Here is a 25851-nt window from a genome sequence, read left to right on the forward strand (position 1 = left end):
AATCGGTTTAAAAATATAACAGTCCCGTTCCAGGAAAGATCAATTTTTAACATATTTTTATAATATAAGGGAGGAATTGGTGTTGAACTTCTGTCAGGAATCTAAAAAAAATGCAATCTTTTGCCTGTTCCATATTTTTATAGTAATTTCGTACTCAGATTTCACAATGCTTATATTCTTCAAGACTTTCGTAAAATCAAATCAATAAAATAATCATATTGTCATGACAAAAAAGAAGAACTATTTAACCTGTGACGGTAATCAGGCTGCAGCACATATCGCCTATATGTTTAGTGAGGTAGCTGCTATTTACCCGATTACACCTTCGTCGACGATGGCAGAATACATCGATGAATGGGCCGCTGCGGGAAGAAAAAACATTTTCGGGCAGCCTGTACTGGTACAGGAGATGCAATCCGAAGCTGGAGCCGCAGGCGCTGTTCACGGTTCGTTGCAGGCGGGGGCATTAACATCCACATTTACCGCATCACAGGGTTTGTTGTTGATGTTGCCCAACATGTATAAAATTGCAGGAGAGTTGCTCCCCGGAGTATTCCATGTATCGGCACGGGCCATTGCTGCACAGGCATTGTCTATTTTTGGTGATCACCAGGACGTTATGGCAGCACGCCCAACCGGTTTTGCATCGTTCGCTACGGGATCTGTACAGGAAGTGATGGATTTGGCAGCTGTTGCCCATTTGGCAGCAATAGAGAGCAGGGTACCGTTTTTGCATTTTTTTGATGGATTCCGCACTTCACACGAAATTCAGAAGATTGAAGCGTTGACAAACGATGATCTGGCTCCGTTAATCAATCAGGAGGCATTAGCCGGTTTCCGGCAGAGAGCGTTGAGTCCTGATGCACCTGTTACACGAGGAACGGCTCAAAACGATGATATTTATTTTCAGTCCCGTGAAGCGGCTAATCCTTTTTACAACGCTGTTCCGGGTATTGTTGAGAAATACCTGGAAAAACTGGCAGCTGTAACCGGCCGTAAGTACGGATTGTTTGATTATTACGGTGATCCTGAAGCGGAAAGAGTGATTATTGCTATGGGTTCCGTTACTGAAGCTATTCGTGAAGTGGTTGACCACAAAAACGCCAACGGCGAAAAAGTGGGTATGGTAGCCGTTCACCTGTACCGTCCTTTTAAAGCCGAAGCATTTCTGTCGGTCATCCCGAAAACAGCCCGTAGGATTGCTGTTCTCGATAGGACAAAAGAACCCGGTGCTACCGGACAGCCTCTTTATCTGGACGTGAAAGACAGTTTCTACGGAAAAGAGAATGCCCCGGTGATTGTCGGAGGTATTTACGGTTTATCCTCTAAAGATACTACCCCGGGACAGATTATCTCGGTTTACGACAACCTGGCGATGAACATGCCGAAAAACGATTTCACCATCGGAATTGTGGATGATGTGACATTTAAATCGTTGCCGAAAGTTGAGGAGGTCTCGATGGATGAAACAACCTACGAAGCCAAGTTTTACGGCCTGGGATCCGACGGAACGGTTGGAGCCAACAAAAACTCCATCAAGATTATCGGGGATAATACCGATAAGTATGTGCAGGCCTATTTTGCTTACGACTCCAAGAAATCGGGAGGATTTACCTGTTCCCATCTCCGTTTTGGAGATAACCGTATCCGCTCCACTTATCTGGTGAATACACCCAACTTCGTAGCCTGTCACGTTCCGGCATACCTGCATCTTTACGATGTTACCGCTGGACTGAAAAAGGGAGGAACCTTCCTGCTCAATTCATTGTGGCCGAAAGAAGAAGTCGGTAACCATTTGCCGGACAACGTGAAGAAATACTTGGCCAAAAACAACATTAAGTTGTACATCATAAATGCTACAAACATAGCGGATGAGATAGGATTGGGCAACAGGACCAATACCATTCTCCAGTCGGCATTTTTTAAAATATCCAACGTAATTCCTTATGAGCTGGCGGTGGAACAGATGAAGAAATTCATTGTGAAATCGTACGGCAGAAAAGGGGAAGAGATTATAAAAATGAACTATGCGGCTGTTGACCGCGGAGGAGAAGTTGAAGAGGTTGAAGTTCTTCGGGAATGGGCGGACCTGAATGTGGATATGGTACAAAAAGACGATGCTCCGGAATTTATTCAAAAAGTGGTTCGTCCCGTAAATGCCCAGCGCGGATATGATTTGCCGGTTTCGGTTTTTGTGGGCCGTGAAGACGGAACATGGGAACACGGTACGGCTACTTATGAAAAACGCGGTGTGGCTGCTTCGGTTCCTGTTTGGAATCCCGACAACTGCATCCAGTGTAACCAGTGTGCCTACGTTTGTCCGCACGCTACTATCCGTCCGTTCGTGCTCGATGAGAAAGAACAGAAAGGGCTGGGAGAAGAGGTGGCACTATTGAAAACACAGGGAAAACAGTTCGAGGGAACCGCTTTCCGGATTCAAGTGGATGTGCTGGATTGTCTGGGCTGTGGAAATTGCGTGGATGTTTGTCCGGGCAAGAAAGGGCAGAGCGCTCTCGAAATGGTTCCCATTACCACACAATACGATAACCAGAAGAACTGGGATTATATGGTTCAACACGTCAGCAGTAAAGCCCACCTGGTGGATACCAAGCTGAACGTAAAAAACTCCCAGTTCGCAAAACCGTTGTTTGAGTTCTCCGGCGCCTGCTCGGGTTGCGGTGAGACTCCGTACATCAAGCTTATTACGCAACTGTATGGCGACCGTATGATGATTGCCAATGCTACCGGATGTTCTTCCATTTACGGTGCGTCGGCTCCGTCAACCCCATATACCAAAAACGAAGAAGGCAAAGGGCCGTCGTGGGCTAACTCGTTGTTCGAGGATAATGCCGAGTTTGGTTTTGGATTTGTAATTGCTCAGGCAAGCATGCGTAACCGCGTAGGGGATTTGATGCAGAAAGCCCGTAAATCGGCTGACTTTTCTGATTCTCAAAAGGAGCTGTTTGTCCAGTGGATCGAAAACAAGGACAACGGAGAAGCCGTAAAAGAGATTTCGGCTCAGATTGTGGCCGTGCTAACCGGTATGGAAAACGAAATTGCCAAAGAGATCCTTTCGCTCGAAAAGTACCTGACCAAGAAATCCATCTGGGTGTTTGGTGGTGACGGCTGGGCATACGATATTGGCTTTGGCGGCCTCGACCACGTGTTGGCTATGGGGCAGGATATCAATGTGCTGGTGCTCGATACCGAAGTATATTCCAATACCGGCGGACAATCCTCCAAATCGACTCCTACAGCTGCGGTTGCCAAATTTGCCGCTGCAGGGAAACGTATCCGCAAAAAAGACCTGGGTATGATTGCGGCGACTTACGGTTATGTATACGTGGCTCAGGTAGCTATGGGCGCCAATCAGGCTCATTACCTCAAGGCATTGAAAGAAGCCGAGGAATACAACGGCCCGTCGCTTATTATTGCTTATTCGCCTTGTATCAGCCATGGGTTAAGAAGCGGTATGGGTATGGCTCAGACCGAGCAGAAAAAAGCCGTTGAATGCGGTTATTGGAGCTTGTGGCGTTACAACCCGAAACTGGAAGAAGAGGGCAAAAATCCGTTTGTACTCGACAGTAAGGAACCCGACTGGAGTAAGTTCAGGGATTTCCTGATGGGTGAAGTGCGTTACACGCAGCTGGTGAAATCTTTCCCGCACGAAGCCGATGAACTTTTTGAAGCGGCCAAGGAAAATGCCCAGTGGCGTTATCGTTCATACCAACGTATGGCCAATGCCCACTTTGGCTCAGTGGATGCTGAAACTGCGAAAGCAGAAGGATAACAATTGCATATTCATGAACATAAAAAAGCGATACGTCGGTCGGCGTTTCGCTTTTTTTGCCGGTTTGCTTTGATTTTTTTAATCGTCGGACTGCGTTAAAATCGTATCTTTGCAACCACAAACATATACAACAATGAAAATCCAAATTATCAACGGACCTAATCTTAACTTGTTGGGGATGAGGGAACCCAGTGTTTACGGAGATCAATCTTTCTCGGCCTTTTTCGAAAGGTTGAAGGAGGTGTTTCCCGAAATCAGGCTGGACCATTATCAATCGAATGTTGAAGGGGAAATCATCAATAAGATTCATGAGACGGGGTTTGATTATGACGGCATCATCCTCAATGCCGGGGGGTATACCCACACCTCGGTTGCTATTCGCGATGCGATTAAATCGGTGAGGACCCCGGTGATCGAAGTACATATCTCCAACGTATATGCCCGGGAAGAGTTCCGTCATCAATCCATGATCTCGGCAGTTTGTGCAGGGGTGATCGGTGGGTTTGGACTGAACTCCTATCGTTTAGCTGTGGAAGCCTTGATAATGGCAAACAAAACGGATTAAAAAGTGTTTAATGGTCAGATGACATCTGAGATCTAAAAAATTCTCAACTAAATTAACAATGCTAAAACATACTAAAATTGTAGCCACAATTTCGGATAAACGTTGCGATGTTCCTTTCATTCAGCAGCTTTTTGCAGAAGGAATGGATGTTGTCAGGTTAAATTCGGCTCACCTTGACCAGGAAGGATTTCTGAAAATTATAAACAACGTTCGTGCAGTGTCGGACAGAATTGCCATTCTGGTTGATACGAAAGGCCCGGAAATAAGGACAACTGTAGCTTCCGAACCCATCGAACTCACCACTGGCGACCGGGTGAAGGTTATCGGTAATCCCGGGAGCGTTTCATCCAAGGAGGCTATTTATGTCTCTTACCCGAACATTGTCGATGAGATGAACGTGGGTGACGATATTCTGATTGATGACGGAGAAATTGACCTGAAGGTGATCGATAAAGATGCTGGTTACCTGCTTTGTAGTGTGCAAAATGACGGGACGGTCGGAAGCCGGAAAAGCGTGAATATTCCCGGAGTCCGTATCAACCTGCCGAGTATAACCGAACGCGATAGAAAATTTATTGCCCTATCGGCAAAGCACGATGTCGATTTTATTGCACATTCGTTTGTGCGAAACAAAGAAGATGTATTGGAAGTCCAGAAAATTTTGAATGAACTGAACAGTCCAATAAAAATTATCGCGAAAATTGAGAATCAAGAAGGTGTGGACAACATCGATGAAATATTACGCCATGCCTATGGGATTATGATTGCGCGTGGTGATTTGGGAGTGGAGGTGGCTCAGGAGAAAATTCCGGCTATTCAGCGGACACTTATCCGGAAAGCTATCCATCATAAAAAACCGGTTATTGTCGCAACGCAAATGTTGCACACCATGATTGAATATCCCCGCCCGACGCGTGCCGAAATAACCGATGTTGCCAATGCCATTTATTACCGGACCGACGCTATTATGTTAAGCGGTGAAACAGCTTACGGAAAATATCCGGTGGAGGCGGTGAGAACCATGACAAAAGTGGCTTTTGAAACCGAAAAAACAAAACTGCCACAAAACGATATCGCCGTTCCATACCAACCTTTGGACGATAACGAAGTTACTTCGTTCCTCGCCAAACAAGCCGTTAAATCGAGCGACCGGTTAGAAACAAAGGCTATCGTTACCGACAGCCATACGGGTAGAACAGCCCGGGTTTTGGCTGCTTTCCGGGGTAAAAGTCCTGTTTATGCCATTACCACAACCGAGAGGCTGGCACGCGAACTGGCCCTGTCTTACGGAGTATGGGCACACCATCAGAGTGGCAAAGGAGATGGAAACACCAAAGAAAGCCGCCGGGCCTATTTTGTGGGTGCGATAACAAAACTGATTGAGAATAAGATGATCAAGCCTGAGGATCGCGTGGCGTACATGGGCGGCAGTTTCGGTGAAACCGGTGGAACCACTTATCTTGAAATAGCAGAAGCGTGGAGAATTTTGGAAGCGAAAGACAAATATAATTTGCCGGATTATACGCAATAAAAGATGGACAATAGACTGGAAGAGTATATATTATCGCATATCGATCCGGAGCCGGAATTACTGAAGGAAATTGACAGGGAGGTCCACGTTAAGCTGCTCCATGCGAGCATGATGTCTGGTCATTTGCAAGGCCGGCTTCTGAAGATGCTAACCCGGATGATTCGACCGGAACGGGTGCTTGAAATCGGGACTTTTGTAGGGTATTCCACTTTGTGTTTTGCTGAAGGGCTGGAAGAGAATGGCGAGGTACATACGATAGAAATCGATGATGAACTGGAAGATTTTATTCGTTCGAATTTTGCGAAGTCTGAACTAGCAAACAAGATAAAACTGCATATCGGAGATGCTACACAAATCATTCCGGAATTTGAAGACGAAAGTTTTGGCCTTGCCTTTATCGATGCCGACAAGGAGTTGTATTGGAAATATTTCGAGGCTACGCTTCCGAAAATCAGAAAAGGCGGTTTCATTCTTGTTGACAATACGCTCTGGTACGGAAAAGTTGTAGAAAAGGTGGAGAGCAGTGACCGGGCGACCCAGGGTATTTTGAATTTCAACGAAAAACTGGCTAACGACGACAGGGTAGAAAAGGTAATCCTCCCCGTACGTGACGGGATTACGGTTGTTCGAAAAAAATAGAGAAGAATGGAAACAAACAGACAACAAAAAGTGAACCGGCTGATTCAGAAAGAGCTCGGAGAGATCTTTCTGGTGGAAACCAAAAAGATGCCGGGCGTACTGGTATCGGTTACGCATGTACGGGTAACTCCCGACCTGGGAATTGCCCACTCGTACCTGAGCATATTCCCTTCGGAAAAAGGAAGCGAAATGGTGCGGAACATAAACGATAACGTGAAATCGATCCGATACAATTTGGGAAAACGAGTCGGAAAACAGTTACGTGTTGTACCTGAACTGGTTTTTTACCTGGACGACTCGCTCGACTACATCGAAAATATTGATAAATTGTTGAAATAACGTGAATCTTTCACTATTCATCGCTCGCCGATATCTTTTCTCTAAGAAATCACACAACGCCATTAACGTCATTTCGCTTATTTCGGTTTGTGGAATTGCTATTGCAACGATGGCAATGGTTTGTGTTTTGTCGGTCTTCAACGGATTTGGCGGAATTGTGGAAGGGATGTTCAGCGCTTTCGACCCGGACCTGAAAATTACGGCCAAAGCCGGAAAGGTATTTGATTATCACACGCCCGACTTTGATAAAGCTTTACGGATTGATGGCATTCAAATGATATCGGAGTCGCTGGAAGAGAATGCGTTGTATAAGTTTGAGGACCGCCAGGTGCCGGTCCTCGTGAAAGGTGTATCGGAAGAGTTCCGGCTGATGACCGATATGGATAAACTGATGGTAGACGGCAGCTTCCGCCTTACCGAAGACGTCGTGAATTACACTACCCTGGGAACAGGCCTGGCCATCACGCTGGGTGCTCGGGCCGGATTCATAAACCCGATTGAAATTTACGCCCCGAAGCGCGACGTAAACGTTAACTTGGCAAACCCCTCGGCAGCATTCACGCGCGAAGACATACAGATAGGTGGTGTTTTCAGCCTCAATCAACCCGATGTGGATGATCAGGTGGCCATTATTCCCATCCGTTTGGCGCGTGAACTGTTCAGGTATGATAATGAAGTCTCCTCCCTCGATATGAAACTTCATCCCGATGCGTCAGTGAAGAAGGTAAAATCTGAAATTGAAAAGATATTGGGCGACGATTTTCTGGTGGAAAACCGGTTCGAGCAGCAGATTGAGTCTTTCAGGATGTTGCAGATTGAAAAATGGGTGACGTTCCTTATTCTGGCTTTCATCCTTTTAATTGCTGTTTTTAATGTGGTTGGATCACTTTCGATGTTGATTGTGGAAAAGACGATAGATATCAAAAGCTTAAAAAATATGGGAGCTAACAACAACCTTATTTCCCGCATTTTCCTGTACGAGGGCTGGTTAATCACTTTTTTTGGAATCGTTTCAGGAATTGTTGCCGGATTGACCTTGTGTTTGTTGCAACAACATTTCGGACTGCTCCGCCTGAGTAATGTTCCCGGAGCTTATGTGGTGGATGCTTATCCTGTTATTGTGCGGTTCTGGGATATTGTAACCGTCTTTGTAGTAGTTAGCATCATTTCGCTGCTTACTGTATTTTATCCCATCAATAACTTGAAGAAGAAATTGAAATTTGCGGAGGTATAAGAACTATACTTTTCGCTCAAAACTATATTAATTATGAAGATTGCAGTAGTTGGAACAGGATATGTAGGATTGGTTTCGGGCGCATGCTTTTCCGAAATGGGAGTGGATGTAACTTGTGTTGACATTGACGAAGCAAAAATCGAAGGATTGAAGCAAGGTATTATCCCGATTTACGAACCCGGGTTGAAAAATATTGTGGTTCGCAATCACGATGCCGGTAGGTTGCACTTTACTACCGATTTACCGTCGGTTTTGAACGATATGGATATGGTTTTTATCGCTGTCGGAACCCCCTCGGACGAAGACGGAAATGCTGAGATGAAGTACGTCTGGAAGGTTACAGAAACCATTGGCGACCACATTGATAAACCGCTGCTGATCGTTACCAAAAGTACTGTCCCGGTGGGTACTTCACACCGGATCAAGGAACGGGTGCAGAAACGATTGGATAGACGCGGCCTCAGCAACCTGGGATTTGATGTAGCCTCCAATCCGGAATTCCTCAAGGAAGGCGCTGCTGTTGATGATTTTATGAGTCCCGACCGTGTAGTGGTGGGTGTGGAGTCGGAACGTGCCAAGGAGTTGATGACCCGGCTTTACCGCCCGTTTCTGCTTAACAATTTCCGTGTAATTTTCATGGATATTCTTTCTTCGGAGATGACCAAATATGCCTCTAACGCTATGCTCGCAACACGGATCAGCTTTATGAACGATATTGCCAACCTGTGCGAACGGGTAGGTGCAGATGTGAATATGGTGCGGCGGGGGATCGGCAGTGACACGCGTATCGGAAAGAACTTTCTTTACCCGGGTTGCGGTTACGGCGGAAGTTGTTTTCCCAAAGATGTAAAAGCGATCATCAAGGTGGCCGAAAATGCAGGGTATGAGATGAGTGTGCTTAAGGCAGTAGAGCAGGTAAATGAAAATCAAAAGAAGATTCTTTTCCAAAAATTCAGTGAGTTTTTCAACGGTGTAGTAGAGGGCAAAACCGTTGCTGTCTGGGGGTTGTCTTTTAAACCCGAAACTGACGATGTGCGGGATGCACCTGCTCTGCAACTGATAGACAGTTTGCTGGAATCAAATGTAAATGTTCGCGCATATGATCCGGCAGCTATGGATGAAGCCAAAAAACGGTTGAACGATAAAATATACTACGCTAAAGATATTTACGACGCTGCGAACAATGCTGATGCTCTCATTGTCCCTACGGAATGGAAAGAGTTTCGTCTTCCCAACTGGGAGATTCTGAAAAAAATTATGCGTACGCACCTGGTTATCGACGGGCGGAACATTTACAACAAGGAAGACCTCTTTTCCTACGGATTCGGATACAGGGGAATAGGTTTATAAAACGAAGTTCAGGTTATCAAAAAATGGATTTAATAGAAGCGCTTAACTGGCGTTATGCGACAAAACGGATGACAGGGGAAAAGATCGCGGAAAGCGACCTCAACATCATCTTGGAAGCCATTCGTTTAACGCCCACAGCATATGGTTTACAGCCTTTTAAAGTGGTTGTTACCCGAAATGAAGACCTTATCGGTGAGATTTACAGGAAGTCTTGCCCGCAAATTGTGATCAGGCAATGCTCTCACCTGCTTGTTTTTAAAGCAAGGAAAAAGCTCGACTCCGAATACCTGGAGGGTTATTTGAAAGAGATGAAGCGCCAGAGAAACTCCACGGATGAATACATCGATGGTTATCGTTCCAAGATTTTAAGGGTGATTGACGATCCGCAGATCAACAAATTCAGCTGGATGATCAGGCAAACGTATATCGCGCTAGGGTACGCCACTGTTGCAGCGGCAGCGTCGGGAATCGACGCTACTCCAATTGAAGGGTTTGATGCGCAGTCGCTCAATGAGGTCCTTCGTCTCGATACGGAGAAAGAGGAGGCTGTAGTGATGCTGGCGTTGGGTTACCGGGACGAGAAAGAGGATAAACTGATTTATTTGCCGAAAATCAGAAAACCGATGGATCTACTGGTGGAGAAGATTTAGCTATAAAAGGTTAATACCTTCTGTTTCGCATGGTAGTTGAACCTCCAGCCCTCTGTTTCTGACGATAGGGCAGAACCCGTGTTGTATCGGTGTCCCCTTTCCACAATCTCTCTTCAAAATCCCTGAGCTGTTGCTCAACTCGTTCTTGTTCCGCCTTCATTTCCTCGGGAGTGGAAGTGTATTGTGAAATGGCCAGGTTGCGTGGGTTGGTGGCCTTGTAAATTTCACCGTCGTAGTGTTTCATGCGGAAAAAATCATCGATCGTTCCCGTCATGGTGTTGTTGAGGCTTGAAGTCATGATGGGCATACGCAGAGTATAGGGGCGGAGTTCATCATACACGATCCAGAAGAGCGGATAGCGGACGGTTTGGGATTCGTAGTCGGCCTGACGATAGATAATGGGACAAACGGCAACTGTTTTAACCCCGTATTTCGATGTCCCGGTTTCAAAATAATAGGCTTCTTTCAGGTAATACCCCAGTACTTCGTGACTGGGAATATCCACCTCGCTGACGACGATGTTTCCGTTTTGAGTCTCGTGGAAAATTCCGAACCTGTCGAGAAATTCCTTGAAATCGATTTTATATTCATCCGTGAAGACCTCCCTGCCGTCCAGGTACTCGTAAGCCGTAATTTTGTTTTCGGAGAGCAGGTTGAAAATCAGGGTGAACAGGTTCATCCGACCTTGTTCCGGCAATACCGGATAGTAGAGCGGCGCGTTGCCTTCCTTTGACAGATCGAGATAACGGTAAATTTCACGCAACCATTTGGCATCGTTGATATCCGTGGATTGTGTACGGTTCATCTGTGTGGCGCGGCTGGTTAATTCCACGGTGCTGTTTGTATTGGATTGGCCTTGATTCCGGCGTTGCAGCCTTTCCCGCGCAGTCTCCTGGGAGAAACAGTTTCCGATACAACAGAAAATAAAGAACGAAATAAATATTGGCTTAAATTTCATTGTCGTATAATTTTTTAAATTTCCAGTCCGGGACTTCAATGCGTAAATCAGTTCACCCTCACCTCAATCACTGCTATTTCCCTTTCCAACCCATCGGGGCCGATGGCTTTCACGCCCGAAATATAGAAGTATTTGCCGCGTTGTAACCGGCGGATTTGTTCTTTTTGCCTTTCCGAAAACCGACTTCCTTCAGACACTTCGGGAATAGCATTTCCCATGGAGTCGAAAAACAGGGTGCGAAAGCCGGTTACCCGGAAGGGAATATTTAAAATGCCGTCGTCAATGGCGGCTTTTATCCCCTGAGTATTTACCAGCACGGCTTTGGCCAGGTTGCCGCCTTTAAAAACAACCGGGTTCCCGTTGGCATCAGCATATTCGATATAGGGACTGGGGTCGGGTAGAGAGCGGACACGAAAATTTTTTGACGCCAGTTGCCGTACCTGACTGCCCGTTCTCGCGGATATCGAGACGGTGGCATCCCGGCCGGCGGCAACAGGTTTGGCTTCCCATAAGTTGCCTTTTCGGACGAGTGAACCGTTGGTCATGGTTGCCGAGACGTCTTGCGGTGCAATTCCCGGTACGGAGATACTGATCTCGTTCCCGATCCCCGCATAAAGGACGTTCATCAGCGTTGGTGCAATGGTGGCTGCGGGTTCTATAACGGTATAGTTGTCCGAAAAGCTTCTGCGTACCGTACTGCCATCGCTTCCCCTCGTTTCGATATAGCCTTCCACCGGAAAAGTTCCCACAGCGGAGCTTGCTGTGGAGAAGAACCCTTTTGCCGAGGGGTCGAGAGATTGGCCGTTTACGATTATGTCGGGAGATAGCGTGGAGTCTTCCGCCGAAAGGATGACCCGGGCATTGTAAGTACCACCTTGAATGATAACTTTTGATTCGGGGATGACGTATGCATTGAGTTCATTTACCCTGAAATCGCTTACGTCGATGCTGTTGAGCAGGCTGCCCAACGCTTCGCCTTCCGACAGGCGGACATCGTTCTGGATTTTGGAAAGGATAGCAACGGCTGCAGACACGGGCATTTTTTCAAAGAGCGACTCCTCCCAGTTTTTATGGGAGTCGTTCCTCTCAGAAGGGGTCGTGCTGAGGTTGTTTTCAATGATTTTTCGTCGGTTGTCGTCCTGGATAAGACCGGTTACGGTTTGTCGGAAGTGGTCAACAGCTGTGCGCAACCGGTGTCCTTGTCGGGCCGGAGGGGATAACAGGACAGAAGAGGCTGCATCCAGGTTGTCTTTATTCCGGATATTGTTTATGTCTCCTTTTTTGCCGTCCGACTCCTTTACAATTCTTATTTTCAGGTCTTCTATATAGCTCACTAGCGAGTCGCTCATTTGTTTCACCTGCACCCCTTTGTCGTACCATTCACCGGCCTTTTCCCTGTTTTGAGAGTTGTACCCCTCAAGCTCATCCATAATCAACCGGTTCCTGGTGTGCATATTTTCCGATGAATTGCTCAGGCTGTCACCAACAATATCGAATCCGGTGAGCACCTCTGCCGACACGTTAAGCGCCAGCATGGCGATAAACACCAGGTACATCAGGTTTATCATTTTCTGGCGGGGAGAGTTGGGATTATTGATAATCATTTGGGCTGCGTGTTTGTCATTGCATGAATCAAGCGTCCGTAAATTTGGTTTAGTTCCTGGATTTGCCGGGTCATTTTCTCGGTTTCCCTGCTGAAAATAGAACTGTCAGGTACGCTCCCTTCATACATCTCCTTGATTCTGATTAAGCCTTTATTGATCTGGTCGAGCGTATCGAGTTGCCCGCTGATGCCTTTCAGATGTATTTCGTAAATGGTGTTCAGTCCCGATATATTCCGGTTGAGTGCTTTCATTTGCTGAACATATTCTTGTTCAAACTTCATCACGTTTTCTGAAACCTCTCCGGGTTGCTCCTTCGGATACCGGGAAGTGACGGGGAGATCCTGTGCTGCCTGGATTGCCGGAGCTTCTTTTTCAGCCGGAACAGCCTTTGGTGGACGGTCTAACCCGTAGAGAATAAAAACAATACACTCTATGGCCATTCCTGTTCCGAAAATGATATTTCCCCAAATACCCCACCAATGCAATACCTTGACCATAGCCCCAAAAATAACGATGGCTGCGCCAAAGCTATAGGCGTATTGCAGAAACCGTTGTCCGTTATCGGTTTGAAGGCTGTTTTCTATTTTTCTGATTATTTTGTTCATTTTCTACCTTTTTCCGTATTGTTAATTTCCTATCGGAGTCCTTACGCACCGAAATCCAATGTAGGACCGTCCGTGGTTCTGATATTCCGAATCACGCATATCCGAGCGGATAAAGGTGGAGATGTCTTTCCACGAACCGCCTTTCACCACTTTTTTCTTCAACGGATAGGGGTCCTCGGCAGCGGCATTATACCGGTATTCGGGGTTCATGTCACTCATGAGTTGATTTCCGGATTCGGTGTAGGCCGTTGAGGTCCATTCGGCTACATTGCCTGCCATATCGTACAAACCGAAGCTGTTGGGGCGGTAGCTTTTCGTCTTGGCGGGAATCAGGTTGCGGTCGGCAGCATATGCACCTTCTCCCGGTTTGAAGTTTGCCTGGTAACAATCTTCCTCGGCTTGCGCCGCGGTTGGCCCCCAAGGGTATCTGTTTTCTGTTTTTCCACTTCGGGCGGCCATTTCCCATTCTGCTTCGGTGGGAAGGCGGTATTTTTCAACCTTTACATCCCGGCGCTGCAATCCCCGGCGAAGAAACAGGGTGCGCCATTCGCAGAACGCGGTTGCGGCCTCCCACGAAACACCAACTACAGGATGATGTGCGTAGCCGGGGTGAGAAAAATAGTTGCGCATGTAGTATTCATTGTTGGCGTTGCTAAAGTCGTTTACCCAACAGGTGGTGTCGGGATAGATGTTTACTATCCGGGTGTGTACAAAATCGTATAAACTGTTTAACGGACGCGTAATGGTTTCGTTCACGATACGTCCTTCTTCGTCGATATATGCTGTATCTTTTGATATCATGATCACCTCATCCGGATTTGCGGCGATATCGGTATTTAAAACTCTCTCCTGCGGATCAAGCCTGTTTTGTCGTTTTGCCGCTTCGGCAGCATCAAACCATTCGTAGCGGAAATTCATCTGACGGGCATCCAGCATTTTCTTTTTGGTAATCGGATGTGTAATGTACACGCTGTTGATGGCCGCTTCCTCTTCTTCGGTATTTCTTGTCCAGGGAATGGGAATACTCCAGTTGAGACGAGGTTGTACGGGTTCGCCGTATTCGTCTTCGGTAATCCTGAAAAAGTCGTCTCCGGCATAAGCAGGGTCGGCAAGACGTTCGCGGATGATGGAGTCACGTACCCAGAAGACAAACTGTTTATACTGCGAATTGGTAATCTCAGCTTCGTCCATCCAGAAGTTATCTACGGATACGCCGCGGGTAGGAACAGTCATCCCCCACAACGAATCGATCTCTCCGGGACCCATTCGATAAGAGCCCCGTGTGACCAGTACCATATTGTAGGGTGTAGGTTCATTCCAGACTTTTCCTACGGGAACCCCAGTCAGTTCACCTCCCGTGCTTATTCCAATACCCCGCCGGCCGCAGGAGGCCAGCACAATGAGAATCAGGATCGGAACAATTAATTTTTTTATTGTCATACAGTTTAAAAAGACATTAGAGCCAAGAGTTAGGATAAAACTTTAAACGTTAGATCTTAAAGAAGCCGGATACTTTTGTAAGGCATCGGTTCTCTCCTGAACAAATCTATCGGGAACCGGTACCTGAAGCTCACTTCGTGACTACCACCGCTTCCTTTTCCTATGCCAGATGTATACATGCTGTAAGCATAACCCATTTCAATATTCTTTATAATAGCCCCGGCGAATAAGGAACATCCTTCTTTACCGTTTCGAGACACACCTGCCGAGTACTTCTTGCCATATACCATACGTACGGCTGTATGCAACCGGGTGTCGGTTAAGCTCGTCATCAGAAGAGCCATTGGCTGTATTTCAACTAACGGATGAAAAACGTTTATATTGCATCCGGCCATGAAATTATACGAAAGGGGAATTCTTGAATGGATTGAATCGGCCTTCGCGTTTTCCGGTGGGCCGGGACTTCGCAGTGGGTAAAACGACGGTTGGTTAAGGTGCATAGCTGCCAGACCGGCGTGAAAATTCCGGGTTGTCCACGAAATTCCGGCATTCAGGTCGAGGGATTTTCTATCCGTAGGCTGGGCCCTGATGATTTTCCGGTTGTTTTTCGCAGAGTCGGTGGTCAGCTGTAGAGAAGCTGCATCGAAATTGAGATTCAGCATTCCCGCCTGAACGCCGATACGGAGTATTCCCTTTCCGAATTTTTGGTTAAACGTGTATTGGGCGGCAAAGAGGGTGTTTTGTTTATTTCCGGTGACGTTTGAAAGCGTTTGAATACCGATGCCGTGTTGTAGGCCCAAAAACTCAACCGGCATATCCATCGAAAGAAAAAGATGTTTGGGCGCATCTTTAATGTTTGTCCACCGGTAATTATAGATTCCCGAAATCTGGATTTTACCGGTTTCGCCGGCAAAAGACGGGTTGTAATAAGTCTTTGCCGTCCAGAATTGATTGAACGGAACATCCCATTGCGCTTGCATTTGAGCAATGCAGAACAGGAAAAATGCAGACAAAAAAATTAATCGCCGGTTTTCCATTGAAAGTATAACGGAAAACCGGCGAAAAAATTGTGCGGTTCATCACGGGTTTATTTCACTTTCGTAGGGATTAATCACCTTTTACACGCCCGAACCGTAGCATTTTCAGCATCCATTTTGGAAGCGGTTTTTCGGGATTACGGTTTTTCAGGTTGATGCTCAATCCTAGTTTCTTCATCACCGGAACTTTGTGTGTCTCCACAAACTCGATCAGTGTCCCGTCCGGATCCTCGATGTAAGCGAATTGCCCGGCGGCATCGCCCATATCAAACGAAGCACCTTCTTTGAACTTTTGGGTGGTATCTACGGTAAACGGATGCCCCAGTTCGGCACAGTGTTTCCCCAATGCATCCATGTTCCGGATGTCGAAGCAGATCTGGATAAATCCCGGATCGCCCCAGAAACGTCCTTCATAGAGTTTGCGCGGCGAACGTTCCAGGGGTTGTACCAGCTCGATGTATGACGGCCCGAACAGTTCACTGAAACTCCCTTTTCGAGGTTGGGAGTGGGTGAGCAGCCGGCGGTGGAACCGCTGACTGCCCGAAGGCAATCCTTCAAAATCCGCGAAAACACCGGTTTCGTCGGCGATGACCCTGTCGTAGCCCAGGATGTCTTTGTAGACAACCATTGCCTTCTCGATATCGGTTACACCGATTAGAGCACCTATTGCACCTCCGGTAGACCGGCCTTCGTTTTTGAAAATATATTCGTCTTGAACAATCTGGAACAAATTCCCATAAGGGTCCTTCACGTAGAAAGTTTGTTTACCGTCTATGTCCTGACTCAGTTTGGTGACGATATTGACTTTTGGATCCCGGGAAAACTCCCCGAAGGTTTTCGCCACATCCCTACTTTTTATTTTGCACGCCAGTACACCCAGATCGCCCATATTCAATTCAAAACCGAGCCGTTTTGGTTTTCTTCCGGCATACTGCCATACTTCAAAACCGCCACCACCCTGCAGATTCACAGCGATTACCGCGTGACGGCGCTGGGGTACCCCTCCGGTATATGGAAGCATCAGTTCCGCTACCTTGTTGTCTTCCAGGATGCGGATATCCATATGAAACACGTCGATGTAATATTTCCACGCTTCGTGGAGGTTTTCCACACCGATACCGACTTGCTGAATGCCTGAAATAATATACTTATTCTCCATAGTTGTTTTACAAAAAGTGAAAGGGTTACGTTGTCCTGATTTTCCGCACTATTTTTCTTGCCAATCCCGGAAAAAACCGTTTAATATAAACCATCAGCAACTCTTTTCCGCCGACCAGCACTTCCGGTTTCTGCTTCCAGATGGCCTTCACAATTTTTCGGGCGGCTTTTTCTGCCGGTATACCCTCCGCTTGTCCGGCATCCATTTGGGCATGTCTGGTGCCGTCGGCTTCGAGGGCGTTGCAGGAGATGTTGGTTTTCACCCGTCCCGGACAAACCATCACTACGCGGATGTCCTGATCGTAATACTCGACCTGCACGGTCTCAAAAAATCCATAGAGCGCGAACTTTGACGAGGCGTACGCAGAACGCAACGGAAATCCAAACTTGCCGGAGATGCTTGTGGTTACTGCCAGGGTTCCGCCTCCACCGGCAATCATTGCCGGAAGCAATCGTTTGGTAATCTTTACGGGAGCAAAAAAATTAATGTCCATGATTTTCTTGTCCACCGAGAAATCAGTGTCCACCGATTTGCCACGTTGACTGATTCCTGCGTTATGGAACATCACATCAATTTTGCCAAAGAAGGACAGTGCCCGGTCGGTAAGGGTATCCAATTGTTCTGTTTGGGATAGGTCGGCAGGCAAAATCTCACACTCCGCACCCAAATCGATGCACTTTTGCTGTACTTTTTTCAATTGGCCCTCACGGGTGCCTGTCAGAATCAACTTGTTCCCTTCAGCTGCGAATATATACGCGCAGGCTTCGCCGATACCCGACGAAGCGCCAGTGATCCATATAATTTTATTTGTACTTTTTTGCATAGTTTTAGGAACAACGAGAGAAAGACACTAGATCGTCAGGTTATTGTGAAAATTAATCATTTAATACATCTTTCCAAAGCTGATCCCGGTAACCGTCGATTTCGTGGGGTGCACACTCATCGGCATTGGTGACTTCCTGTGTGGTGTAGATCATCTGCTCCAGGAAATAGGGGGCACGAACAGCCCCTTCCCCGATGTTAACCATTACCGTCTCTCCGTCGTTGATCAGGTTTTTTTTCAATGCATTAAAAAAGCCGGCCACACAAACAGTTGATGCAGGCCCCGGAACCATTTTCTGCTCGTAAGCGATCAGTTTCCCCAGCGGAATCAGCTTCGATTCGCGCATCCTGACGAATGAACCGCCGGTTTTCCGGACTAATTTCGAAATGATGGGGTAGGTAGCCGGATTTCCGGTCGCCAGCGTGGGAACATTGGTTTTTGGATTGTCGATGACGGGATAATTTTTCTCGAAACCTTCAGGAAAGCCTTCGGCTTCTGCTTTTTCCCACGCTTGAACCATCGGGTCGCAACCGTCGGATTGCACCATGATAAAGCGTGGATTCTGAAGATCAGGATAGAGGTGACCGATCTCACGTATTCCTTTATCAATCGCTAATGGACCTGTACCTCCACTGATGGCCTGAATATATACATCGGGTGCTTTCCCGAGTTGACGCAACCATTCAAAAACCATTGTCTTTTTGGCTTCGATCCGGATGGGATCGATGTTCCCGGTGGACATCTGTATGTGGTGACGCCGGGCGTATTCGGCGGCCACTTCCTTGGCCTTGGCATAATCACCCATTACGCGGAAGACCTGTTGCCCGAAAGAACTGATGGTGGCCTCCGAGGCCCGGATAGCGTCTTCTGGCATAAAAACCGAACAGTTCACTCCGGCAATGGACAGGTACTTAGCGTATGCGGTAGCCGAGTTTCCGGTGGAAGCAATGCAGTATTGTTTCAGGTTATTTTCTTTGAATATGCTCGCTGCAAGTGCTGCGGCAACATCTTTGAATGTACCTGTTCCCCCGTTCAAATCGTTGCGGTAAGCGTGGACCTCAAGGGTTAACCCGTATTCTTTTTTGGCAAACTCTTCCAAAAAATGCCACCGTTCGATAGGAGCGGTCCCTTCGTACCGGGTAATGATGTGCCTTTTTAGCACCAACGGCAAATAAGGAAAGTAGTGCCAGAAATTTTGCGGATTCCCTTTGATAAAACGGGGTAATCGTTTGTAAGAGGTGTTATACCAAACTTCGGAGTGCTTACTGCCGCAATTGGGGCACTTCTGAAACTGATCGAACCATGCTTTGAAACTGGGTGTCACAAAACCGCATCCGGCACATTTCAGGTAGTACTTTTTTTGCCTTTTTACGCGTAGTCTCATTTCTATTACATGGTCATCGACCGCATTTCGTCAGAAATATATTTTCCTGCTTCGAGGTTGACTTTTATCTTTTTGAAAACGTCTATGGTTTCGTTTACTTCCTTCATCGTGTGTGATGCCGTAGGTATAAGGCGGAGCATTAAAACACCCTTCGGCACTACCGGATAGACAACGATGGAGCAGAAAACATTGTGGTTTTCACGCAGATCAATCACAATATTTGTCCCTTCGGGTACCGATCCACTGAAATAAACAGGGGTGACCGGGGATTGCGTATTCCCGATGTTAAACCCTTCGGCCACAAGGCCATCCTGGAGTGCTTTGGCTATTTTCCATAGATTTTCTCTTATTTCGGGTCGATTTTGGAGAATATCCAACCGTTTGAGCGCGCCGATTACCATAGGCATCGGGAGAGATTTGGCGAAAATCTGGGAACGCATGTTGTACTTCAGTGAATCGACAACGGCTTTATCCGAGGCTACAAAAGCCCCAATACCTGCCATCGATTTGGCAAATGTGGCGAAGTAAATATCCACTTCGTTCATCAATCCGAAATGTTCACTCGCTCCTGCCCCCGTTTTTCCCATCGTTCCGAATCCGTGTGCGTCATCGATCATTAACCGGAAGTTGAATTGTTTTTTCAACGCTACAATTCCCGGCAGGTTGCCCAGATCACCTGACATTCCGAAAACCCCTTCGGTGATTAACAAGATTCCACCGTTATTTTCTTCGGCCTGTTTGGTGGCGAAGCGGAGCATCTTTTCGGCACGCTCCATATCGTTGTGCGGGAAAACGAAACTCTTTCCGCCTTTGGCTTTGTGAAGGAATATGCCGTCCATGATGCAGGCGTGCGACTCGGAGTCGTATACAATCACATCGTGACGTGTACAAAGCGAATCGATGATGGAGACCATTCCCTGATATCCGTAATTGAGAAGATAAGCAGCCTCCTTTTTCTCGAATTTGGCGAGGCGTTCTTCCAGTTCTTTGTGGTATTTTGTTTGACCGGACATCATTCGGGCACCCATAGGATAAGCCATTCCCCATGTTGCTGCAGCTTCCGCATCCGCTTTCCTTACTTCGGGATGATTGGCTAGTCCGAGATAATTGTTTAAACTCCAGGTTATTACTTCACGTCCGTGAAACTTCATTCTGGGTCCAATCTCTCCTTCGAGTTCAGGAAACATAAAATAGCCTTCTGCTTTTTGGCGATACTGCTCCAGCGGACCTTCCATACCTTTTAGCCGGTCAAAAATATCTAACATAAAATTTTAAATGTTTGATTAAAAAAATTAGACTTTGAAAATCAAGAACCAAGACTAATTTATGCTATAGGATTAGAATCCTTGACTTACGACTTCTTGATTTCTTGTACAAAAATAATCTTTCTTTCTGAATTTGTGAAATTTCCGTCTTTTTTGTTTGTCCCTGATTATTTTACTGATCATAATTTATTACTTTTGTTTTGTGAAAAAACAAAACAGTTTCCAGGACGAGCTGAAAAGGTTCAAAACAGTCTTGAATTCGGTAAAAATAACTGTAGAAAACTTTCAGGCTCCATCAAAAAATAAATAACATGAAGAAGTTTTCAAAGCAAATTGTTGCATCCTCAATTTTCATTATCGTTTTCGTTTCAAGTCTTTTGGCGCAACCTGCACAAACCCTGATTGACGTGAATATAGCGCCTGAAAAGAGTGACTGGGTATATAAGCCCAATGAAAAGGCCAAATTTAACCTGTCCGTCACCAAGAACAATATCCCCGTGCAGAATGTATCTGTTTGGTACGAAGTCGGCCCCGAGATGATGCCTCCTTTAAAGAAAGAAAATATCGTGTTGAAAAACGGGACAGCGACCATTGATGGCGGCACCCTGAAAGAGGCTGGATTTTTACGTTGTAGAGTGGTGGCCACATACGAGGGAAAAGAATATGCAGGATTGGCAACGGCTGCTTTTAATCCTGAAGGGATTCGTCCGACAACGGATGAACCAAAGGATTTTATCGGATTTTGGGATGAAGCAAAGGCTGCGAATGCAAAAATACCCATGGATGCAAAGGTGAGGTTGTTACCCGAGCGTTGCACGGAAAAAATAAATGTGTATGAGGTAAACATACAAAACTATAAGCCAGGCACCCGTTTGTTTGGTATTTTGTGCGTCCCCAAGGCAGCAGGAAAATATCCGGCTATTTTGCGTGTACCTGGAGCGGGAGTGCGCCCTTACAATGGAGATACAGGTAACGCAGAAAAAGGTGTTATTACTTTTGAGATCGGTATTCATGGCATTCCGGTAACAATGGATGCATCCGTGTACGATAACATCAGAACGGCATCGCTCGATGGTTATCAGAATTATAACCTGGATGACAAAGATCGTTACTATTATAAACGTGTTTATTTAGGTTGTGTACGTGCAGTGGATTATATCTTCAGTTTACCTGAATTCGATGGAAATAATATTGTCGTGCTGGGTGGAAGTCAGGGCGGTGCTTTGTCTATCGTTACCGCTGCTTTGGATAACCGGATAAAAGGGCTGGTCGCTTTTTACCCTGCTCTTTCCGATGTTACAGGTTATTTGCACAATCGTGCGGGAGGATGGCCTCATTTTTTCAATGCAGCTAACCTTTCGTTCAACAATTCACCGCAGAAAATTGAAACCAGCAAATATTATGATGTTGTTAATTTTGCGCGTCATTTGAAAGTACCCGGATTTTATTCATGGGGATACAATGATGTAACCTGTCCGCCTACCTCCATGTATGCTGCTTACAACGTGATCACGGCTCCGAAAACCCTTTTCCTTGTTGAAGAAACAGGGCACTGGACTTACCCTGAGCAGTGGGGGATGGCTTATGAATTTGCTCTTAACATACTTGGGAAATAATCAAACCCATCTGTAAAATAAAAGAGCCGCCTGATATTTATCAAACGGCTGTACTCTATATAACAAGAATGGATGTTACCTCCGCTCTTTCTGTTTGATCTCTTCAAACTCCACATCAATGGCATCGGTAGTTTCAAAACTTTTTTTCTGATAATCGAGGATCCGTGCTTCCTGTGTTTCCGGTTCATTCTGTTGTTGTTGCGAATGACGGCTGTGGGGGTTGGCTTGAGGTTTTCGTCTGGTTCCGAAAAGGGCACGCCCCAAAAAATTGATTACCATGTAAATAACTGCAAATACCAGTAAGACCTTAATTAAAAATCCCATGTTCTAGTCATTTAATTCAAAAATATGTGTAAAGATAAGAGGAATAATTAAATGTATTTCAACGCTTTTAAAAAATTAACGAATGAGTTTGTTTTTTCTCATTGTGGCAATTGACATAACAATGTACACCAGAATTCCCCAAGCTACCCCCGTAATCCCCCAAAGTAAAACAAACGCAACTATCACAACAACGAGCAATAGCTGTCTCTCATTTCCTCTGATCTTCAAGCTTTTTATTTTGAGTGAAAACATGGGGATCTCGGAAACCATCAGTATTGAGAGAACCAGAATAAAAACTACAGTCAGGTAGAAATAAAATCCGTTGGTGACAGCCGCCTGATGCGTACCGTACACGTAACTGATCCAAAATAATCCGTTGGCGGGTGTAGGAAGGCCGAGAAATGAAGTTGTCTGGCGGTCGTCGATGTTGAATTTTGCCAGCCTGTAGGCCGAGAAAACCGGGATCAGGAAAGCCAGGTAGGGGATGATCGGTTCCGGTTGGGCAAGAAAAGAGGGGAAAAGTGTAAAGTCCTCCAACAGCATAAAGACGGCAGACGCAGGTGCAACCCCGAAACTGACTATGTCGGCCAAGGAGTCCAATTCTACTCCGATCTTGGAAGAGACCCCCAGTGACCGTGCGGTCCATCCGTCGAAAAAATCGAAGGCGGCTGCCAGTATGACCCACATGACGACCGCTGAGAAATTTCCCTTGAATGCCATGACCATGGCAATACAACCTGAAAACAGGTTCAGCAAGGTAATTATATTAGGAATTTGTTTTTTCATCCCCTTTTAGTCTTTGCGGTAACCGTGCCAGCAGTGTTTCGTTGGCTCTGACCTCATCGCCTATTTGAACCAGGATCTCGCTGTCGATGGGCAGAAAGACATCCATCCTGGAGCCCAGTTTGATAAAACCCAGGCGGTCTCCGATATGATAATATTCGCCTTCCCTGACGTAGGTGACAATTCGACGCGCCACCGCACCGGCGATTTGCCGGGTAAGTACACGGTGCCCGTCGGGTGTCTCAATGATGATGTTGCTTCTCTCGTTCTCGTGACTTGATTTAGGCAAGTATGCTGCGTGGAAATTACCTTTTTCGTGTGAATAATGCACTACTTTTCCCGTGACGGGTATCCAGTTTGAGTGTGCATTAAAAAATGACATAAAGATGGAAATTTGTATCCGCTCTTCGTTAAAGTATTTTTTTTCAAAAATCTTTTCAATCACTACGATTTTCCCGTCGGTAGGTGCATTCACATAATCCAGCAAGTCCCCTTCGTAAACGCGGCTCGGCTTTTTGAAGAAATTCATCATCAGGGCAAAAACCACTACTGAAATAAACAACAGGATAAAAGAAAAGGGACTTTCCGGGAAAAAACGGAACATAAATCCGTTTAATAATACCAAAATAACGGTTGTGACAAACAGCGTTTTTCTCCCTTCCTTGTGAATTAGCATGATGTAAGGTTTTTAAATAGAATCGGTTTCGAAATATTTTTTCTGAAAAGCGGAATCAATGGGTTGTCCGTTTTCCGTATCGTAGTTTATGCTGCCTGAGTTCTCGATTTGTTTTCTGTATTTCTCCGGAACAAATTCTTCCCACACTTCCTTATTCAGGTAGGGAACGATGGCAGGTACTGCAACACGGACCTTTTCGTAAAAAAAGGATTTCTGTTTTATATTGGGTTTAATGATTTTTTCTTCTCCGTCGAGCATAAGAATAAGATTGAGCAGAATACTTAGAACAACAACGGTTGTCCCCATGGAAACCACACCTCCGAGAATCCGGTTGATAAAGTTGAGGTTTACCGATTCGAACACTTTTTGTACGAGAAAACCGATTAATGAGACAACAGCCGCTATGGCTAGGAAAGCAGCCACGTAGGAGAGTACATGGGTAACCTGTGGAGAGAAATCGAACGTTTTTTGGAGGTAAGGCAGAACGGTAACAGCCAGCTTGCCGGCGAAAACGGCAGCGAGAATGACGGTTGCCAACCCAACGAGCATCATAACCAGCCCTTTCCTATATCCGTTTACGAATGCGACAAGCAGAAAAATAAGTATGATGAGATCAAACCCGTTTAACATAATTCAATCGATGTTTATTTTTTGAGCTTCAATGTTCTCTTTCAGAAATAAGGACGCCATATCTGCAAATTTCCCGGGTAGGTCGGTCGTGAAATATCTAACTGTGCCGTCTTTGGAGCATCTTTTCTCCATTTCCGGGTGACGTTGAAGGTACTCTTTCAGGCTTTCCGCCACGTATTTCCCTTGCGATATAACTTGAATACCCTGGGGTAAAAACTGTTTTATTTTAGTGATCAAGAGTGGGTAATGTGTGCAACCCAGGATAATGGTGTCGATTTTATCATCCTTTTTGAGCAGGTTGTGGATGTGTTGTTTTACAAAATAATCGGCTCCGGGTTTATCAAATTCATTGTTTTCCACCAGTGGGACCCATATGGGACAGGCTTCACCCGTCACTTTCAGGTGGGGATGCAGTTTGGTAATTTCGATATCGTACGATTGGGAATTTATGGTGCCTGATGTCCCGAACACACCGATATGGCCTGTCTTTGTGAAACCGGCAACGGATTCGACCGTAGGGCGAATGACGCCCAGCACCCTTCTCGATGGATCCATTGCGGGTAAGTCGACCTGTTGGATGGTCCGCAACGCTTTTGCCGATGCGGTGTTGCAGGCTAAAATAACCAGGTGGCAGTTCTGCCCGAAGAACCATTTTACTGCATCTTTTGTAAATTGATACACGATCTCGAAGGAGCGGTTCCCATAGGGTGCCCGGGCATTATCACCCAGATACATGTAATCGTATTGAGGAAGTAACGATTTGATTTCGGACAATACGGTAAGCCCGCCATACCCGGAATCAAAAATACCGATAGGCGATTGTTGTTGTTCAGTACCCGCTATCACACTTTTTGGCGATAATAAGTTTAGTTGATTCCCAGTTTTGCCTTTACCAAAGGATTGGCATCCACTGCTACCGGGTTCACAAAAGCAATTCCCGGATTGGCAAGGTCGTAGATAACCGTGAAATTATGTTCGACACCTACCTGACGGATGGCATCGGAAATTTGTTTCTTTAACGGTTCAAGCATAGCTTTTTCCTGCTGCTCGATGTCTTTTTGAGCCAATTGCATAAACTGTTGCATCTTGTTTTCCAGTTCAGTCAACTCCTGCATCCTGCGTAATTTGATGTTTTCGGCCAATGAACCCTGATAGGTGATGTAATCTGAATATTTTTTGTTGTATTCGTTTTGCATCAGCTCGAGTTCTTTTTTATAGTTTTCACTCAATGCTACGAGTTTTTGTGTGGCTTCTTCCTTTGCCGGGAAAGCACTCAGAAGATCGGTTGTATTCACATAAGCAACCGCTACCTGTGGATTTTGGGCCGAAAGGGTGGCGCTCAGTATTAAAAATAGAACACCCAAGCTTATCAACTTTGTTTTGTTCATAATAATCCTATTTTAGATGTAAATAAATTTTGTTTTATACCGTAACCTGAGTTGGCAATTG

General features: G+C 46.0%; 24 protein-coding genes. 9 read left to right on the forward strand and 15 right to left on the reverse strand.

Features of this window, described 5'->3' with window-relative positions; translation table 11 throughout:
* Positions 1–223 precede the first annotated feature (223 nt).
* The 8 genes from nifJ to KCV26_07920 all read left to right on the forward strand — a co-directional run bounded on the left by nifJ (position 224) and on the right by KCV26_07920 (position 10098).
* Positions 224–3790: a pyruvate:ferredoxin (flavodoxin) oxidoreductase gene (gene nifJ, locus KCV26_07885; protein ID WZX38277.1), complete on the forward strand. Its 3567-nt coding sequence runs from the start codon at positions 224–226 to the stop codon at positions 3788–3790.
* Between the two features lie 133 nt (positions 3791–3923).
* Complete coding sequence (gene aroQ, locus KCV26_07890; GenBank protein ID WZX38278.1) at positions 3924–4355, forward strand: type II 3-dehydroquinate dehydratase; 432 nt, start codon at positions 3924–3926, stop codon at positions 4353–4355.
* A gap of 58 nt (positions 4356–4413) precedes the next feature.
* Positions 4414–5886 carry a pyruvate kinase gene (pyk, locus tag KCV26_07895; GenBank protein ID WZX38279.1) on the forward strand — a complete coding sequence of 491 codons (1473 nt, stop codon included), beginning with the start codon at positions 4414–4416 and terminating at the stop codon, positions 5884–5886.
* A 3-nt stretch (positions 5887–5889) separates the two neighbouring features.
* On the forward strand, positions 5890–6525 hold the full coding sequence (locus KCV26_07900) for an O-methyltransferase (protein ID WZX38280.1): 636 nt from the start codon (positions 5890–5892) through the stop codon (positions 6523–6525).
* 6 nt (positions 6526–6531) lie between these two features.
* Positions 6532–6864, forward strand: coding sequence for a 30S ribosome-binding factor RbfA (gene rbfA / locus KCV26_07905; protein ID WZX35271.1), 333 nt, complete (start codon positions 6532–6534; stop codon positions 6862–6864).
* Position 6865: 1 nt separating this feature from the next.
* Positions 6866–8098: an ABC transporter permease gene (locus KCV26_07910; protein WZX35272.1), complete on the forward strand. Its 1233-nt coding sequence runs from the start codon at positions 6866–6868 to the stop codon at positions 8096–8098.
* Positions 8099–8131: 33 nt separating this feature from the next.
* Entirely contained in the window at positions 8132–9448 is a 1317-nt protein-coding gene (locus KCV26_07915) for a UDP-glucose/GDP-mannose dehydrogenase family protein (protein ID WZX35273.1), read from the forward strand.
* A gap of 23 nt (positions 9449–9471) precedes the next feature.
* Positions 9472–10098, forward strand: coding sequence for an NAD(P)H-dependent oxidoreductase (locus KCV26_07920; GenBank protein ID WZX35274.1), 627 nt, complete (start codon positions 9472–9474; stop codon positions 10096–10098).
* 10 nt (positions 10099–10108) lie between these two features.
* Here KCV26_07920 and gldN read toward each other — a convergent pair whose 3' ends face one another.
* The 9 genes from gldN to KCV26_07965 all read right to left on the reverse strand — a co-directional run bounded on the left by gldN (position 10109) and on the right by KCV26_07965 (position 20373).
* On the reverse strand, positions 10109–11056 hold the full coding sequence (gldN, locus tag KCV26_07925) for a gliding motility protein GldN (protein WZX35275.1): 948 nt from the start codon (positions 11054–11056) through the stop codon (positions 10109–10111).
* Positions 11057–11103: 47 nt separating this feature from the next.
* Entirely contained in the window at positions 11104–12660 is a 1557-nt protein-coding gene (gldM, locus tag KCV26_07930) for a gliding motility protein GldM (protein WZX35276.1), read from the reverse strand.
* On the reverse strand, positions 12657–13265 hold the full coding sequence (gldL, locus tag KCV26_07935; protein WZX35277.1) for a gliding motility protein GldL: 609 nt from the start codon (positions 13263–13265) through the stop codon (positions 12657–12659). The genes gldM and gldL overlap by 4 nt, the downstream gene beginning before the upstream one ends.
* Before the next feature lie 21 nt (positions 13266–13286).
* A complete protein-coding gene (locus KCV26_07940; GenBank protein WZX38350.1) occupies positions 13287–14699 on the reverse strand; it encodes an SUMF1/EgtB/PvdO family nonheme iron enzyme in 1413 nt (470 codons plus the stop codon).
* Positions 14700–14761: 62 nt separating this feature from the next.
* Positions 14762–15685: a PorP/SprF family type IX secretion system membrane protein gene (locus tag KCV26_07945; GenBank protein WZX35278.1), complete on the reverse strand. Its 924-nt coding sequence runs from the start codon at positions 15683–15685 to the stop codon at positions 14762–14764.
* A 127-nt stretch (positions 15686–15812) separates the two neighbouring features.
* Positions 15813–16901 (reverse strand): VOC family protein, encoded by a 1089-nt coding sequence (locus KCV26_07950; protein ID WZX35279.1) that lies wholly within the window; start codon positions 16899–16901, stop codon positions 15813–15815.
* Positions 16902–16926: 25 nt separating this feature from the next.
* Complete coding sequence (locus tag KCV26_07955; GenBank protein WZX35280.1) at positions 16927–17724, reverse strand: SDR family oxidoreductase; 798 nt, start codon at positions 17722–17724, stop codon at positions 16927–16929.
* Between the two features lie 52 nt (positions 17725–17776).
* The gene (locus tag KCV26_07960) at positions 17777–19108 is read right to left on the reverse strand and encodes a pyridoxal-phosphate dependent enzyme (GenBank protein WZX35281.1); all 1332 of its coding nucleotides are present in this window, start codon (positions 19106–19108) and stop codon (positions 17777–17779) included.
* A 5-nt stretch (positions 19109–19113) separates the two neighbouring features.
* Positions 19114–20373, reverse strand: a complete 1260-nt coding sequence (locus KCV26_07965) for a pyridoxal phosphate-dependent aminotransferase family protein (protein WZX35282.1) — start codon at positions 20371–20373, stop codon at positions 19114–19116.
* 311 nt (positions 20374–20684) lie between these two features.
* Between KCV26_07965 and KCV26_07970 the strand changes: the two genes are divergently transcribed.
* A complete protein-coding gene (locus KCV26_07970; protein WZX35283.1) occupies positions 20685–21989 on the forward strand; it encodes an acetylxylan esterase in 1305 nt (434 codons plus the stop codon).
* A 75-nt stretch (positions 21990–22064) separates the two neighbouring features.
* On the opposite strand, the gene KCV26_07975 is transcribed toward KCV26_07970, so the two are convergent.
* The 6 genes from KCV26_07975 to KCV26_08000 all read right to left on the reverse strand — a co-directional run bounded on the left by KCV26_07975 (position 22065) and on the right by KCV26_08000 (position 25790).
* On the reverse strand, positions 22065–22313 hold the full coding sequence (locus KCV26_07975; GenBank protein WZX35284.1) for a hypothetical protein: 249 nt from the start codon (positions 22311–22313) through the stop codon (positions 22065–22067).
* Between the two features lie 75 nt (positions 22314–22388).
* Positions 22389–23099, reverse strand: a complete 711-nt coding sequence (pssA, locus tag KCV26_07980) for a CDP-diacylglycerol--serine O-phosphatidyltransferase (GenBank protein WZX35285.1) — start codon at positions 23097–23099, stop codon at positions 22389–22391.
* Entirely contained in the window at positions 23080–23772 is a 693-nt protein-coding gene (locus KCV26_07985) for a phosphatidylserine decarboxylase family protein (GenBank protein ID WZX35286.1), read from the reverse strand. The genes pssA and KCV26_07985 overlap by 20 nt, the downstream gene beginning before the upstream one ends.
* A 12-nt stretch (positions 23773–23784) precedes the next feature.
* Positions 23785–24402, reverse strand: coding sequence for a CvpA family protein (locus KCV26_07990; protein ID WZX35287.1), 618 nt, complete (start codon positions 24400–24402; stop codon positions 23785–23787).
* A gap of 3 nt (positions 24403–24405) precedes the next feature.
* Entirely contained in the window at positions 24406–25245 is an 840-nt protein-coding gene (gene murI, locus KCV26_07995; GenBank protein WZX38351.1) for a glutamate racemase, read from the reverse strand.
* Positions 25246–25268: 23 nt separating this feature from the next.
* On the reverse strand, positions 25269–25790 hold the full coding sequence (locus KCV26_08000; protein WZX35288.1) for an OmpH family outer membrane protein: 522 nt from the start codon (positions 25788–25790) through the stop codon (positions 25269–25271).
* Positions 25791–25851 lie beyond the last annotated feature (61 nt).

The sequence above is a fragment of the Petrimonas sulfuriphila genome, from assembly GCA_038561985.1.
Classification (GTDB): Bacteria; Bacteroidota; Bacteroidia; order Bacteroidales; family Dysgonomonadaceae; genus Petrimonas; species Petrimonas sulfuriphila.